Source organism: Flavonifractor sp. An306, from assembly GCF_002159455.1.
In the GTDB taxonomy this organism is placed as follows: Bacteria; Bacillota; Clostridia; order Oscillospirales; family Oscillospiraceae; genus Flavonifractor.
Genome location: NZ_NFIQ01000001.1, coordinates 53,396 through 68,359, shown reverse-complemented (window position 1 = coordinate 68,359; position 14,964 = coordinate 53,396). Strand labels below are relative to the sequence as shown.

Annotated in this window: 14 protein-coding genes and 3 tRNA genes; 5 read left to right on the top strand and 12 right to left on the bottom strand. The window is 66.1% G+C overall.

Annotation, left to right across the window (positions count from 1 at the left end; translation table 11 throughout):
* Positions 1-63: 63 nt before the first annotated feature.
* The 4 genes from B5F88_RS00370 to vanR form a co-directional block, all read right to left on the bottom strand.
* Positions 64-139 (bottom strand) — tRNA-Val (locus tag B5F88_RS00370).
* A gap of 4 nt (positions 140-143) precedes the next feature.
* Positions 144-218 (bottom strand) — tRNA-Glu (locus B5F88_RS00365).
* A gap of 72 nt (positions 219-290) precedes the next feature.
* Positions 291-367, bottom strand: a tRNA-Met gene (locus tag B5F88_RS00360).
* A 79-nt stretch (positions 368-446) separates the two neighbouring features.
* Positions 447-1,142, bottom strand: a complete 696-nt coding sequence (gene vanR, locus B5F88_RS00355; protein WP_087341013.1) for a VanR-ABDEGLN family response regulator transcription factor — start codon at positions 1,140-1,142, stop codon at positions 447-449.
* A gap of 167 nt (positions 1,143-1,309) precedes the next feature.
* Between vanR and B5F88_RS00350 the strand changes: the two genes are divergently transcribed.
* The 5 genes from B5F88_RS00350 (at position 1,310) to B5F88_RS00330 (ending at position 6,331) form a co-directional block, all read left to right on the top strand.
* Positions 1,310-1,798, top strand: a complete 489-nt coding sequence (locus tag B5F88_RS00350) for a SprT-like domain-containing protein (protein ID WP_087341012.1) — start codon at positions 1,310-1,312, stop codon at positions 1,796-1,798.
* 66 nt (positions 1,799-1,864) lie between these two features.
* Complete coding sequence (locus B5F88_RS00345; protein ID WP_242959569.1) at positions 1,865-2,869, top strand: lysylphosphatidylglycerol synthase transmembrane domain-containing protein; 1,005 nt, start codon at positions 1,865-1,867, stop codon at positions 2,867-2,869.
* Entirely contained in the window at positions 2,866-4,044 is a 1,179-nt protein-coding gene (locus B5F88_RS00340; RefSeq protein WP_087341010.1) for a HAMP domain-containing sensor histidine kinase, read from the top strand. The genes B5F88_RS00345 and B5F88_RS00340 overlap by 4 nt, the downstream gene beginning before the upstream one ends.
* Entirely contained in the window at positions 4,001-4,705 is a 705-nt protein-coding gene (locus B5F88_RS00335) for a GNAT family N-acetyltransferase (protein WP_087341009.1), read from the top strand. The genes B5F88_RS00340 and B5F88_RS00335 overlap by 44 nt, the downstream gene beginning before the upstream one ends.
* A 99-nt stretch (positions 4,706-4,804) precedes the next feature.
* Positions 4,805-6,331, top strand: coding sequence for a radical SAM protein (locus B5F88_RS00330; protein WP_087341008.1), 1,527 nt, complete (start codon positions 4,805-4,807; stop codon positions 6,329-6,331).
* Positions 6,332-6,377: 46 nt separating this feature from the next.
* Here the strand turns inward: B5F88_RS00330 and hemL are convergent, their stop codons facing one another.
* From hemL to cbiQ, 8 genes are read right to left on the bottom strand one after another with little or no spacing between them, the layout of a single operon-like run.
* A complete protein-coding gene (gene hemL, locus B5F88_RS00325) occupies positions 6,378-7,658 on the bottom strand; it encodes a glutamate-1-semialdehyde 2,1-aminomutase (RefSeq protein WP_087341007.1) in 1,281 nt (426 codons plus the stop codon).
* Entirely contained in the window at positions 7,658-8,641 is a 984-nt protein-coding gene (hemB, locus tag B5F88_RS00320; RefSeq protein WP_087341006.1) for a porphobilinogen synthase, read from the bottom strand. The genes hemL and hemB overlap by 1 nt, the downstream gene beginning before the upstream one ends.
* Before the next feature lies 1 nt (position 8,642).
* On the bottom strand, positions 8,643-10,127 hold the full coding sequence (gene cobA, locus B5F88_RS00315; RefSeq protein WP_087341005.1) for a uroporphyrinogen-III C-methyltransferase: 1,485 nt from the start codon (positions 10,125-10,127) through the stop codon (positions 8,643-8,645).
* Positions 10,112-11,002, bottom strand: coding sequence for a hydroxymethylbilane synthase (hemC, locus tag B5F88_RS00310; RefSeq protein WP_204246176.1), 891 nt, complete (start codon positions 11,000-11,002; stop codon positions 10,112-10,114). Before hemC ends, cobA begins: the two co-directional genes overlap by 16 nt.
* Positions 10,999-12,645: an NAD(P)-dependent oxidoreductase gene (locus B5F88_RS00305; protein ID WP_242959568.1), complete on the bottom strand. Its 1,647-nt coding sequence runs from the start codon at positions 12,643-12,645 to the stop codon at positions 10,999-11,001. The genes hemC and B5F88_RS00305 overlap by 4 nt, the downstream gene beginning before the upstream one ends.
* A complete protein-coding gene (cobI, locus tag B5F88_RS00300; protein WP_087341004.1) occupies positions 12,642-13,337 on the bottom strand; it encodes a precorrin-2 C(20)-methyltransferase in 696 nt (231 codons plus the stop codon). The genes B5F88_RS00305 and cobI overlap by 4 nt, the downstream gene beginning before the upstream one ends.
* Positions 13,334-14,188, bottom strand: coding sequence for an ATP-binding cassette domain-containing protein (locus B5F88_RS00295; RefSeq protein ID WP_087341003.1), 855 nt, complete (start codon positions 14,186-14,188; stop codon positions 13,334-13,336). Before B5F88_RS00295 ends, cobI begins: the two co-directional genes overlap by 4 nt.
* Complete coding sequence (gene cbiQ, locus B5F88_RS00290) at positions 14,185-14,964, bottom strand: cobalt ECF transporter T component CbiQ (RefSeq protein WP_087341002.1); 780 nt, start codon at positions 14,962-14,964, stop codon at positions 14,185-14,187. The genes B5F88_RS00295 and cbiQ overlap by 4 nt, the downstream gene beginning before the upstream one ends.

Sequence of the window (14,964 nt, the reverse complement as noted above, 5' to 3'; positions counted from 1 at the left end):
GTCAATTTTTAGGCGTGAAAAAATCCGAACCTCTCGTCCAAAGACGAGAGGTTCGGATTCTTTTGGTGGAGACGACAGAACTCGAATCTGTGACCCCTTGCGTGTGAAGCAAGTGCTCTACCGGCTGAGCTACGCCTCCATATTGGTGACCCGTACGAGACTCGAACTCGTGTTACCGCCGTGAAAGGGCGGTGTCTTAACCACTTGACCAACGGGCCATGTTGCCCAAGCGGGCGGGAACCGCCACGGAAATGGGATCCCAAAAGACGGCGCGTGCCGTCTTTTGGGTCTGGTAGCGGCACCTGGATTTGAACCGGGGACACTGCGGGTATGAACCGCATGCTCTAGCCAACTGAGCTATGCCGCCGTTTCTTGCCCGGTCGAACAGGGCGAGATTTAGTATAGCCGATGTTCCCCCATTTGTCAACTACTTTTTTCGATTTTTCTCAATCAATTTTATAACCCACGCCCCACACGGTTTTGATGAACCGGGGATTGCGGGAGGGCTCCCCCATTTTCTCCCTTAGGCGGCGGATGTGGACCATGACGGTGTTGTTCCGGTCCAGGTACTTTTCCTTCCACACCGCCTCAAACAGCCGCTCGGCGGAGATCACCTGCCCCCGGTTCTCGCACAGCATCCACAAAATATCAAACTCAATGGGGGTGAGAGCCAGCTCCCGGTCGTAGAGGAAGCACTCGTGGGTGGCCCGGTTGATAACCAGGCCGTTGAAGTCGATGATGTCCCGGCTGTCTGCGGCCTTGTCCACCTCGTTGTACCGGGTGTACCGCCGCAGCTGGGCCTTTACCCGGGCCATCAGCTCCAGGGGATTGAAGGGCTTGGTGATATAGTCGTCCGCCCCGATGGTCAGGCCAGTGATCTTGTCGATGTCCGCCCCCTTGGCGGTGACCATGAGCACGGGAAAGTGGTGGTTTTTCCGGATCTCCCCGCAGAGGGTGAAGCCGCTGATGTCGGGCAGCATCACGTCCAGAATGGCCAGGTCCAGACTCTGGCTGTTGACCACCTCCAGGGCCTGGGTGCCGGTGCCGCACTTGAACACGGTGCAGCCCTCGCTTTTCAGATAGACCTCCATCAGGTCAGCGATCTCCGGCTCGTCGTCCACCACCAGGATGTTGGCGTCCATGGGCCTCCCCCTCCTTTTCTGTTTTATTATAGCCATATCCCGCCGGACCAGTCAAGCCACCGGAGCGATCGTAAGAAAATCATCACAACTTTCCCCTTATGTGGCAGGTAGTGACTTTTTCGGGGAAAGATGATACAATGCCTGGTATGTAACGTAGGAGGCGCGCTATGGAGCAACGCTTTGATTTTTTACTGGCTCAGGCGGTGGAACAGGCCCGGGCGCTGGGCATTCCGGTGTCCCACCGGCTCCACCCCCATGTCACCGTCAACCGCCGGGCTGTGACCCGGTTCGGCTGCTGCATCCGGCAGATGGACGGCAGCTTCACCATCGAGCTGACCCACCGGCTGCTGGAGGCTGACGACCGGGCCTGCCTCCAGACTCTGGCCCATGAGGTGCTCCACACCTGCCCCGGCTGCCGGAATCACGGCCCCCAGTGGCAGCGGTACGCCGGGCAGATGAACGCCGCCTACGGCTATGCCATCTCCCGCACCGGCACCTGCGGGGAGCTGGGGGTGCCTGACGAGAGGCCGGTGCGCCATCTGGTGGTGTGTACCAGCTGCGGCCGGGAGTTCCCCCGGACCAAGGCCTCCCCGCTGGTGCTCCACCCGGAGCGCTACCGGTGCCGGTGCGGGGGCACGCTGCTGCGGAAGTTTTGATGCAAGGGAGGAATCTCCACGAAAAAGGGGAGCAAAAAGGCCCTGTTCAACCGTATTTTCTCCATTGTGGGTCTGACCATTGGGGGCGGCATCCTGGTGGGACTGGTGGTCTACGTGGGCCGGACCATGGACCTGCGGGAGCTGCTGGCCGGTATGCGGCCGGTGTGGCTGGTGGCCGCCGCCCTGTGCGTGCCTTTCAGCGAGAGCGTGGACGCGCTGATCTTCTTCGGCATGGGCCGTTCCCTGGGCTGCCCGGTGAGCCTGCTGGGCTGCTTTGACGCGGCCTATATCGGGGAATTCTACTATAAGCTGGGCCCCGCCGGGGCGCCGGTGCAGCTCAAGCTGATGTACGACGCGGGGATGCCCGCCACCTATACCGCCTCCATCTACACCTGGAAGGCGGTGGCCAACACCATGGTGTACACCTGCTACGCCGTGGCCGCCCTGGCCTACGAGCTGCTCTGGCGGCGGGAGAGCCTGGGCTCCGCCGTGATCGGGGCGGGAGCCCTCATCGCCCTGTACCTGTTTCTGTGCGGGCTGGCCCTGTTTACCGCCGTCCGGCCGGAGCCCATCCAGCGGCTGATCCGCCGCATCCTCACATTCCTCTCCCGGCACTGGAAGGTGATGGCCCGGCCCGGCATGGTGGACAAGGGCATGGACAAGGTGGAGGAGTTCTGCCAGCAGCTGCGCGCCCTGAAGGGAAACCGCCGGATGTTCGTGGGGCTGTATCTGGGCATGTTTGTGGAGCTCACCGCCCTGTTCGCCGTACCTTTCTTCCTCTACCGGGGGCTGGGGCTCACCGACTGCTCCTTCTGGGAGCTGGTGATGGTCCAGTGTCTGGTGATGGTGCTCTCCCGCATCATCATGCTCCCCGGCAACGCCGGCGGGGCGGAGGGCAGCTTCTACCTGTTCATGGGCCCCATTTTCGGCCAGCATCTGGCGGTGGGCATGGTGCTGTGGCGGTTTGCCACCTTCCTGGAGGTCATGCTGGTGGGCGGGCTGTGGTCGGTGGGCCGGTTTGCCAAGCGCTCCGCCGCCCGATCCCATCCCCGGAGAGGAGAAACGGCATGACGGAAAAGTATACCCGGCTGAAGCTGAAAATGCTGCTGTGGGTGATTCTGGGCACCCTGATCGCCGGAGCGGTGGGCCTGTTCCTGCTGGAGGTGGTGGTGGACGGGGTGCTGCAGGACCCCATATACCGCCTGTTTATCTGGGGGGCCGGGGCCCTGTTCGGCCAGTCCCAGGAGGCCGCCGACCTGCTCTATCAGGAGTATATCCGGGGCAACAAACAGGAGATCCTCACCCTGGGCACCATGGTGCTCATGCTGATCTCCTTCTATGTGGCCATGGGCCGGTTCACCCGCTGGCTGGACGAGATCCGCACCGCCACCCGGCGGCTGCTGTCCGACGGGGCGGAGCCGGTGGAGCTGCCCCGGGAGCTGAAGCCCATCCAGGAGGACCTGAACGCCATCCGGCGGCAGCTCTCCGCCCGGGAGGCCGCCGCCCGGGAGACCGAGCAGCGGAAGGGGGATCTGGTGGCCTTTCTGGCCCACGATCTGAAAACCCCCCTCACCTCGGTGGTGGGCTACCTCACCCTGCTGCGGGACGACCCGGGACTGACGGCGGAGCAGCGGGCCAAATTCACCGGCATCGCCCTGGACAAGGCCCAGCGGCTCCAGGAGCTGCTGGGAGAATTTTTTGACATCTCCAAAATGGACCTGGACAGCGAGGCGGGGGAAAAGGGCCCCATCCAGCTGTCCATGCTGCTGGAGCAGCTGGCCGACGAGTTCTATCCCCTGTTCGCCGAAAAGCGTCTGACCTGCTCGCCTCAGATCCAGCCCCATCTGGTGGTGCTGGGGGACCCGGACAAGCTGGCCCGGGTGTTTGACAACGTGCTGCGCAACGCGGTAAGCTACTCCACCCCCGGCGGCCAGGTGGACATTCTGGCCCAGGCCCAGGGCCGCAGCGCCGAAATCACCATCCGCAACCAGGGTCTGGAGATCCCCGAGGGGGAGCTGTCCAACATCTTTGAAAAATTCTACCGGCTGGACGCCGCCCGCTCCTCCCGCACCGGTGGGGCTGGGCTGGGTCTGGCCATCGCCAAGGAGATCGTGGAGCTCCACGGGGGCACCATCCGGTGCGAGAGCAACGGCACCCTCACCAGCTTCATCATCTCCCTGCCGCTGCACAAGGAGGGGCGCCATGGTCTGCGGAGAAACCGCGCTGGCCTTTCTGAACCGAAATAGGCTGCTCTACCTGGACATGCTGGAGCCCATCCGGCGGGGCACGGCGGAGCTGCTGTACACAGGAGCCGACGGGGTGCTCCTCTACGACCGGCTGGCGGAGGCCCACATGCTGGGGGCGGACACCCCCCAGGCCCTGGAGCGGATGCTCCCGCTGATGGAGGGCTGCACCATCCTCACCGGCCACCAGCTCTGGTACAAGGACCGGCTGGCCGCCCGGTTCGGGCTGACCTGCGAGCAGATCTGCTATCAGGCGGCCTGGCTGGAGGAGACGCCCCCCGCCCCCCTGCCCTTCGGCGGGGCGCTGCGGCTGCTGGACCGGTCCTGGGCTCCCTGGGTCTACGACCACTACAGCCACGCCTTCGGGGGGGTGGCGTACATGGAGGGGGCCATAGACCGGGGGATGCTGGGGGCCTTTGTGAATGGAAAACCCGCCGGCTTTGCCGGGTTCCACATCGAGGGGGCCATCGGCATGCTGGAGGTGCTGCCCCCCTACCGCCGCCGTGGGATCGGGGAGGCCCTGCTCCGCGGGGTGGTGTCTCTGGCCCTGTCCCGGGGGCAGTACGCCTACGGCCAGGTATTCACCGACAACGCTCCCTCCCTGGCCCTCCAGCGCAAGGCGGGCATGGCGGTTTCTCAGGAAATCCTGTTCTGGCTGTTCTAGGGGGGAGCCCTTGACTTTTCCACATTGTCCGGTATAATGGTGCTGTTATACTGGTAAATTCGGGTTATTTTTGGATTTTTGTCAGGAGGTTCACCAATTATGCCGGAAATTTCCGCCGCCGCCAAGCCCACTGTGGTGCTGGTGGCCTTTTATAACAAGAAGGCCCTGGGGGTGCGCTACCTTCAGGCCGCCCTGGAGCGGGCGGGCTACGCCGTGCGCACCGTCTTTTACAAGGACTTCAACTCCGTCCGGCCCAGCCCCACCACCCAGCAGGAGCTGGAGCTCTTCCGCAAGGTGGTGGCCGAGGCCAATCCGGTGCTGGTGGGCCTTTCTGTGATGAGCTCCATGTATCTGGACACGGTGTACCAGGTGCTGGACGCCGCCCTGTCCGCCACCTCCGCCCCGGTGGTGTGCGGCGGAGCCTTCGCCACCATGTTTCCTCAGAAGATGCTGGAGCGGGGGGCCAGATTCGTCCTCCGGGCCGACGGCGAGGAGAACCTGTGCCGGCTGGCCAACGCCCTGCGCAACGGCACCGACTACACCGACATCCCCTCCCTGTGCTGGATGGAGGGAAGCGAGGCCCACTGCAACGACATCGGCGGGCTGGTAAACGAGGTGGACCAGTGCGGCCTGCCGGTGGTGGACAGCAAGGGCGCCTGTTACATCGAGCACGACACCCTGGTGGAGGGAGACCCCCAGCTGTCCACCCGCAGCTATGAGGTCATCGCCTCCCGGGGCTGTCCCTTCACCTGCTCCTACTGCTGCTGCGTCAATCTGCGGCGGCTGCTGCCCAAGGGCATCCACGGGGTACGCACCCGCTCGGTAAAGAGCGTCATCGACGAGCTGGTGGAGGCCAAAAAGAAGTGCAAGAAGCTGGTGTTCATCCACTTCTACGACGAGATCTTCCCCAACCTGCCCGGCTGGGTGGACGAGTTTGTGAAGGAGTACGGCAAGCGCATCCACCTGCCCTTCACCATCTGGTCCCACCCCAAGATGGTGGATCTGGAGACCTTGAAGAAGCTGAAATCCGTGGGCCTCACCGAGGTGATCATGGGCATCCAGTCTGGCTCGGAGCGGGTGCGCCGGGACATCTTCCACCGGTATGAGACCCAGGAGGAGATCCTCAACGCCATCAAGGCCATCCGGGCGGCGGGGGTATTCTGGGGCAGCTTCGATCTGATGCTCCAGCACCCCTTTGAGACCATCCAGGATTTGAAGGAATCCTACTACCTGGTGAAACAGTTCCCCTCCCCCTATGAGCTTCAGCTCCACGGCCTCAACTTCCTGCCGGGCACCGACATCGTGGACATGGCCATTGACCAGGGTCTGTGTACACCGGAGGAGATGGAGGGGGTCATGTTCGCCCCCATGGAGGAGCAGTTCGGGGCCTACTGGAAGCAGGACGCCTCCCAGGAAAGCCAGGCCTGGTACCGCATGATCTACTGCTGGCAGTTTGAGAAATTCCGCAAAAAGCTGCTGTCCTGGGAGTCCGACCCCACGGCCCACATGGTGGAGCTGGACCTCTGCTACGCCCAGGCTCAGAAGATGGCCCGCACCCGCTACCTGTACAAGAAGGGCTATGTGGTCTGGCGGCGGATGGTCATGGGTCTGCACCCCACTAAGTAAAAACGCAAAAAACCGTGGACCGGCAGGTCCACGGTTTTTTTGTGTCTTACAGCTGAGGGAATACGGCCTTGACCGCCGCCAGGGTGGCCTCCAGCTCCGCCTGGGTGTGGGCGGCGGAGACAAACATGGCCTCGAACTGGGCGGGGGCCAGGGCAATCCCATGATGGAGCATTCCCTGGAAATACTTGGCGTACCGGCCCACGTCGCTGCCCTTGGCGTCCACGAAGGCACTTACCTCCGTGGGGGTGAAGAAGGGGGAGAGGAGGGAACCAATCTGGTTCACCGCCACCGGGACCCCCGCCTCCGCGGCGGCGGCGCGCATCCCCTCCGCCAGCCACTGGGCCTTGGCGGCGATGTCGGTATAGACCTCCGGATGGTCCCACAGATAGGTGAGCTGAGCCAGTCCGGCGGCCATGGCCACCGGGTTGCCGCTGAGGGTGCCCGCCTGATACACCGGGCCGCAGGGGGCCACCTGCTCCATCAGGGCCTTGCTGCCGCAGTAGGCCCCCACCGGCATGCCGCCGCCGATGATCTTGCCAAAAGTCACCAGGTCGGCCTTCACCCCAAAATACTCCTGGGCGCCTCCCAGGGCCAGCCGGAAGCCGGTGATCACCTCGTCAAAGATCAGCAGGGCGCCGCTCTTGTCGCACAGCCTGCGCAAACCCTCCAGGAAGCCGGGGGCGGGGTTGACCACCCCCATGTTGGCGGCCACCGGTTCCACGATGATGCAGGCCACCTGACCGGGCCAGGCCTCCAGCAGGGCCTCCACCGAGGAGAGGTCGTTGAACTGGGCGGTGAGGGTGTGCTTGACGATATCCTCCGGCACGCCGGCGGAGGAGGGGTGGCCTCCCGCCAAGGCGGAGGAGCCGGCGTTCACCAGCAGGCAGTCGGAGTGGCCGTGGTAGCAGCCCTCGAACTTGATGATCTTATTCCGGCCGGTGGCCCCGCGGGCCAGCCGGACGGCGGACATGACGGCCTCGGTGCCGGAGTTGACCATCCGCACCATCTCGATATTGGGCACCAGGTCCACCATCAGCTGGGCGATCTCCACCTCCCGGCGGGTGGGGGCTCCGAAGGAGAGGCCGTCCTTCACGGCCTGCTCCACCGCCTCCCGGATCACCGGATGGTTGTGGCCCAGGATCATGGGGCCCCAGGAGCACACATAGTCGATATACTGTTTCCCGTCCTCGTCCCAGAGGAAGGGGCCGTCGGCTTTTGTGATGAAGCGGGGGGCCATGCCCACCGCCCGGTAGGCCCGCACCGGGGAGTTGACCCCGCCGGGCAGCACCTTCACCGCCTGCTCATACAGTTCCTCCGAGCGTCCCATCAGCCGATATCCCCCTTCCGGATGGCCTCCGCCAGCTCCTTGGCGTAGTAGGTAATCAGCATATTGGCCCCCGCCCGGAAGATGGAGACGGCGCTCTCGCACAGGATGCGGTACTCGTCGATCAGCCCGGCGGCGGCGGTAGCCTTGATCATGGCGTACTCGCCGGACACCTGGTAGGCGCACATGGGCACATCGTAGGCCTCGGAGCATGCCCGGATCACGTCCAGGTAGCTGAGGGCGGGCTTGACCATGATGATGTCCGCCCCCTCCTCAATGTCCAGAGCGCACTCCTTCAGGGCCTCCCGGCCGTTGTGGGGGTCCATCTGGTAGCCCTTCCGGTCCCCAAAGGAGGGGGCGGAGCCCGCCGCCGAGCGGAAGGGCCCGTAGAAGGCGGAGGCGTACTTGGCGGAGTAGGCCATGATGGGGGTGCCGGTGTATCCATGCTCGTCCAGCGCCGCCCGGATGGCGGCCACCCGGCCGTCCATCATGTCGGAGGGGGCCACCATGTCGGCGCCCGCCTGGACGTGGGAGAGGGCGGTTTTGGCCAGCACCTCCAGGGTCTTGTCGTTGTCCACCTCATGGCCGTGGAGGATGCCGCAGTGGCCGTGGTCGGTGTACTCGCACATGCACACGTCGGTGATCACGTAGAAGTCGGGGTACTTCTGCTTAATGGCCCGGATGGCCTGCTGCACCACCCCGTCCTCCGCCCAGGCGGAGGAGCCCACCGCGTCTTTCGTGGCGGGCAGGCCGAAGAGGATGCAGTGATTCACCCCGGCGGCCAGGCACTCCTCCACCGCCAGGTGCACGCTGTCCAGCCCATAGTGGTTCTGCCCCGGCAGGGCCTCAATGGGCCGGACGCCCTTCAGAGTCTCGTCCACGAAAATGGGGTAGATCAGGCTGTCGGGGGACATGCGGGTCTCCCGGCACAGGCGGCGCACCGCGTCGCTGCCCCGCAGGCGGCGGGGCCGTTGGATCAGTTCCATGTCAAACACCTTCTACAATCAATTCCACCAGGGCGTCCATGGTGGCCGCTTTGGCTGTTTTTACGGTTATGCCGTGCTTTTGGGCTTGGGCGGCGGTCTGGGCTCCGATGCACATGCCCGCCATCCGGGAGAAGTCCGCGTCCGCCCCTACAGAGGACACAAAGCCCTTCACGGTGGAGGCGGAGGTAAAGGTAACCAGCAGCCCCTCCGTCCCCTCCACCGCCTCCCGCAGCTCCTGGGAGCGGGGATTTTCATACACCGTGCGGTAGGTAGCCACATCGTCATAGGCAATGTTACGCCTGGCCAGCTCCTCTGTCAAGGCGGGGGAGCCCTCCTCCGCCCGGAGGATGAGCACGTTTCCCCCGGCGGGCAGCCCCGCCCCCAGGTGGGCGGCGTCGTACACCTCCGGCACGTAGTCGGTCCGCAGGCCATATTTGCCCAGCTCCCGGTCGGTGCCGGGGCCGATGGCGGCCAGTTTCACGCCGCCCAGGGTACGGGCGTCCCTGTCGTGGTCCTCCAGCCACCGCCACAGGGTATCCACCCCGGCGGGGCTGGTGAGAACCAGCCATTCATACTGGGAAAGCCGCTCCATGGCCCCGTCCAGGGCCGGGCAGGGATCCAGCGGCACGGTGGCAATACAGGGATACTCCCACACCTGGGCCCCCAGTGAGCGCAGCCGGGCGGACAGGGTACCGATGCGCTCTTTGGGGCGGGTAACCACCACGGTTTTCCCCTTCAGGGGCAGGCTGTCGAACCAGTCAAATTGCTCCGCCAGGGCGCACACGCTGCCCACCACGATGACGGCGGGGCTCTCCACCCGGGCCTGCTCCGCCGCCTGTCCCAGGGTCTCCAGGGTGGCGGAGATCCGCCGCTGGACGGGGGTGGTGCCCCGCTCCACCACGGCGGCGGGGGTGGCGGGGTCCATACCCGCCGCCAGCAGCCCGGCGCGGATATTGGGCAGGGCGGTCACCCCCATGAGAAAGACCAGGGTGCCTCTGGTGCGCACCAGGGCCTCAAAGTCGATATCCAGCTCCTTCCCCGCCCGCTGATGGCCGGTGATGATGTGCAGGGAGGAGCAGCAGTCCCGGTGAGTCACCGGGATGCCCCCGTAGGCGGGGGCGGCGATGGCGGAGGTGATGCCGGGCACCTCCTCAAAGGGCACGCCGTGCTGGACCAGCAGCTCCAGCTCCTCCCCGCCCCGGCCGAAGAGGAAGGGGTCGCCCCCCTTGAGGCGCACCACATTTTTCCCCTCCAGGGCTTTGTCCAGCAGGATCCGGTTGATCTGGTCCTGGGGGATGGGGTGGTGGGAGGCCTGCTTGCCCACGTTGATCTGCTCGGCCTGTTCCGGCATCAGGGCCAGGATGGCGGGTCCCACCAGCCGGTCGTACACCACCACCTCCGCGTTCTGAAGGGCCTCCAGCCCCTTTCGGGTCAGCAGGCCGGGGTCTCCCGGTCCCGCCCCCACCAATGTCACTTTTCCGGGCATGGGCAAGCCTCCTTCATCTCATCCGCCAGGGCGACGGCCAGCGCCTCCCCCTGGTCCTTGGGGCCGGTGACCCTCCGGCGGAAGGTATTTCCCGCCTCGTCCACATACAGCCCCGTCATCAAAATGTCATTCCCCACGATTTGGGCGTGGGCAGCGATGGGGGAGGAACAGCCCCCGTCCAGCCGGCGGACAAAGGCCCGCTCGGCCATGGCGCACAGGGTCCCTTCCTCATCCACCACCTGGCTGAGGTAGCTCAGATCCTCCCCCGCCCGGCTCTGGAGGGCCAGGATACCCTGACCGGCGGCGGGGATCATCTCCTCCACGGTGAAATACCGGGTGATCCGGTGCTCCAGCCCCAGCCGTTTCAGTCCGGCGGCGGCCAGCACCAGGGCGGAGAACTGTCCCTCGTCCAGCTTGCGCAGCCTGGTAAGCACGTTGCCCCGCACCGGGGCCACCTCCATGCCGGGGAACAGCTCCCGCAGCTGCACCGCCCGCCGGGCGGAGGCGCAGCCGATGGGTTTCCTCTCGTCCAGCTCCGTGACTCCCTGGGGCAGCACCAGCGCGTCCCGGGGGTCCTCCCGGCGGGTAAAGCCCGCCAGCGGAATTTGGGGGTCAATATCCATGGGCAGATCCTTGCAGCTATGTACGGTCAGATCCGCCCGGCCCTCCAGCAGGGCGGCGTCCAGCTCCTTGACAAACAGGCCCTTGCCGCCGATCTTGTCCAGGGTGCGGTCCAGGATCTTGTCCCCGGTGGTCTTCATGGTCACCAGCTCCAGGGCAATGTCCGGGTGACTTGCCCGGATGGCCTCCATCACCAGCTCCGACTGGATAACCGCCAGCCTGCTCTCCCGGCTGCCCACCCGTATGGTCCTCATTCCAATCCCTCCAGTACGGCCCGGATGGCCTTGGCGGCCCGGGCGGTGCGGGCGTGGTCGTCCCCCCGCCCGGCCACTCCGGCCACGATGTTGTCCCCGGTGCACACTGCCGGGAAAAAGAAGGTACACTCCTCGGGGGCGTCGGCCACGCTGACGGGGATGCCCAGGCTCCGGGCCTCCTCCCCTACCCCGTGGTTCACCGCCCGGTCGTCGGTGGCGCTCACCGCCAGCTCCGCCCCGGCCAGGTCGCCGGGGGCGTAGGGCCGCTGGAGCCACTTGACCCCCTGGGGCAGGCTCTTGCACCGGGGGGCGATGAGAACCACCTCCGCTCCGAAGCGGGAGAGCACCCCCGCCCGGCGGCAGGCCACGGCGCCGCCCCCCACAATGACGGCTTTCTTGCCCGCCAGCTCCACAAACAGGGGGAACCGGAAGGGCTTCTCCTCCGGCTGGCTCCACCGGGGTTTGGCCGCGGTGTGAACCTCGATCTTGCGGGCGGCCCGCTCCAGATCCTCCGGGGTGAGGCTCTCCTTCAGCCCGCCGGAGAGCAGATCCACCGCCCGGCTCACCGCCAGCTCCACCAGGTCCCGGGCCTCGGGGCCGTCCAGGTCGGTGGACAGCACCCGGGCGGTCACCGCCTGCTTTACCCGCTCCAAACCGGGCAGGCAGGCCCGGTAATTCTCCCATTGCTCCAGCTGGGAGAGGTATTTTTGCAAAATCTCCTCCGCCTCCGGGGGAATGTCCCGGCACACCTCCACCCCCAGGTCGTCCACGTTGTAGAGGGTGAAGCCGGGCAGCTGGCCCACCGCCGGCTCAATGTCCCGGGGGATGGCCAGATCGGCCAGCACCTTGGGAGGCCGGGCCAGCTCGGCCAGCTCGTAGGCCGCCACGGTGTAGTGGGGACTGGTGGTGGCGGAGAGCACCAGGTCCATCCCCTCCATGGCGTCGTATCGCTTCTCATAGGGCACCACGGCGCACCCGGCGGGCACCACGGTCTGGCCGTGGTGGTAGCTGCGCAGGGTGATGGTGACGGCGCACCCGGCGGCGTGGAGCAGCTCGGCGGCCAGCCGGCCCATCTCCCCGTTACCGATGACCAGGCCCTGTTTGCCGGTCAGCCCCCCAAGGGTGTCCGCCAGCTTCTCCACCCCGCTCTGAGCGGCGGAGCGGGGCACCCCCACAAAGCGCACCTTGCTCTTGATTTCCTTGCCGGCGGCGGCGGCGTTGCGGAACAGGGTCTCCAGCACGCTGTCCGCCGTCCCCGCCTCCCGGGCGGTCTGAATGGCCCCCTTCACCTGGGTGACGATCTGATCCTCCCCCCAGATCTGGGAGCGCAGCCCCCCGGCCACCTCCATGAGACGGCGGGCGGCCTCCCGGCCCCTGCAGGCGGTAAAGGCCTGGGCAAAGGGGGCGTGCTCCACCCCGGCGGCGGCGCACAGCAGGGCCCCGGCGTCCACCTCCGCCCCGTCGGTGCAGGACAGATAGAGCTCCGTGCGGTTGCAGGTGGACAGCAGGGCGCAGCCCTCCACCCGGGGGTCCTTCCACAGCCTACGGTCCAGCTCCACCACCTGGCTGCGGGTGAAGGACAGCGCCTCCCGCAGGTCGATGGGGGCCCGGTGCCAGTCCAGACCGGCCATGATGAGATTCACGCCTGTTCCCCCTTCTTCACCAGCACCACCGAGAAGTAGCCGCTTCCGTCGGCCATGTCGGCGAATTTGGGGCAGATTAGCTCCCCCTCCATGCCGCAGTTGGCCACCATGGAGGCCCGGTCCAGCAATCCCCGGTGGGCCAGGGTGTCCTTCAGGGCCCCGATCTCCTTGCCCGCCTTCATGAACACCAGGTTGGCGTCCAGGTCCATGCAGTCGGACATATCCTTGTGGGAGGCGGGGACGATGAGCAGCCGCTCGCTCTTCTCGCACAGGGCCATGCCCAGCCGGGCGGCCACGGCGCAGAAGGAGGGCACGCCGGGGATGATCTCCGCCTCATACCCCCTGGCCACCACCTTCCGGTGGAGGTAGAGGTAGGTGGAGTATACCGTGGGGTCTCCCAGGGTGAGGAAGGCCACGTCCTTCCCCTGGTCCAGCTGGGCGCACACCAGGTCGGCGTTCTGTTCATAGGCGGCGTCCAGCTGGGCCTCGTCCCGGATCATGGGGGCGGCGCAGTACAGCAGCTGCTTGCCCTCCGCCAGCTCCCCGGCGATGGCCAGGGCGGTCTTTTCCCCCCGGCCGGCGTCAGGTACCGCCAGCACCGGCGACTGGCGGATGATCCGCTGGGCCTTGATGGTGAGCAGTTCGGGGTCGCCGGGACCCACTCCCACCCCGTAGAGTTTCCCCTGATTCATACCTTTTCTTCCTCCTTGAGCAGGCGTAAAATCTCCCGCCGGGCCGCGCCGATGGTGGCGGGGGCGCCGTGGGTATCCAGTCCGTCGGCCTGCCGCAGCACCTCCATCAGGTGGGCGATGCGGGGCAGGCGCAGGTGATTGGCCCGAAGGGCCTCCGGGTTTGCAAACAGGTCGTCCGGCGTTCCCTCCAGCAGCACCCTGCCGCCTCCCAGCAGGTAGGCGTAGTCGCAGTAGAGGGGGACGATGTCCATGTCGTGGGTGGCGATCAGAATGGTCATGCCCAGGCTGTCCCGCAGCTGGACCAGCAGGCGCATGATCTCGGTGACCCCCTGGGGGTCCAGCCCGGCGGTGGGCTCATCCAGGATCAGCACCTCCGGCTCCATCACCAGCACCCCGGCGATGGCCACCCGCTTTTTCTGGCCGTAGGAGAGGGCGTGGGTGGGCCGGTCCCGCAGCGCGGAGGTACCGGTGCGCTCCAGGGCCTCCTCCACCCGGCGGCGGACCTCCTCCGGCTCCAGGCCCAGGTTCACCCCGCCGAAGGACACGTCCCGGTACACGTCGGCGGAGAAGAGCTGGTCGTCCGGGTCCTGGAACACGATGCCCACCCGCCGCCGCAGTGCGGCCAGCCCCTTCCGGTCGTACTTCACCGGCTGACCGTCCAGCAGCACCTGGCCGCTCTTGGGGGTGAACACCCCGTTGAGGTTGAGAAACAGGGTGGACTTGCCCGCCCCGTTGGCCCCCAGGATACCGGTAATGCTCCCCCTACCGGCGGACAGGGTAATGTGATCCAGAGCGGTGGTGCCGTCCTCATAGGCGTAGCACAGCTCTTTTGTCTCAATCGCAGGATTCATCCCACCGCCATCCTTTCCAAACAGAACACCAGCAGCTGGCCTCCCGCCACCCCCGCCGTCAGGGGGAGCAGCCACAGGCCGGGGGTATAGTCCCCGGCCAGGGTGGTGAGGCTGCCGGTGTAGCCCCGGGACTCCAGGGCGGTATAGATGCTCTGTCCCTTCCGCCAGGCTCGGAGGAACACCATGGAGGACAGGGTGCCCAGGGAGTTCACCGACCGGCGGAACCCCTGGTAGCCCAGCCGGGACTCCTGGGCCAGGCGGATGTTGGCCGCCGTCTCCGCCAGCACGAAGATGAAGCGGTAGATCAGCTCCATCAGCTCCACCAGCAGACGGGGCACGTGGAGCTTCTCCAGGGCCATGGTCAGATCGGTGATGGGGGTGTTGAGGGACAGAAAGTACATACACCCCACCGCCCCCAGGGCCTTGCAGAACAGCCGGGCCGCCTGGTAGAGGTCATGGGCGGTAAAGCCCCACAGCCGCTCCCCCACCGGAAGGGCGGCCACCACCGTTGTCCCCGCCGGGTAGCTGTGGATCAGAATGGTGATGCCCCCGATGACCAGGAAGGCCAGGGGCACCTTGAGAAAGTGGAGGTAGACCGTGACGGGCAGGCCGCCCAGGGCGGTGATGAGCACCCCCATCACCAGCACCGTCACCAGGCCCACCCATACGCTGTCGCAGCACAGGCACACCACCAGGGCCACCGCCGCCAGCGCCAGCTTGGGCAGGGGGGACACCCGGCGCAGCCGGGACTGATAGGCGTAGCGGTCGGTACCCAT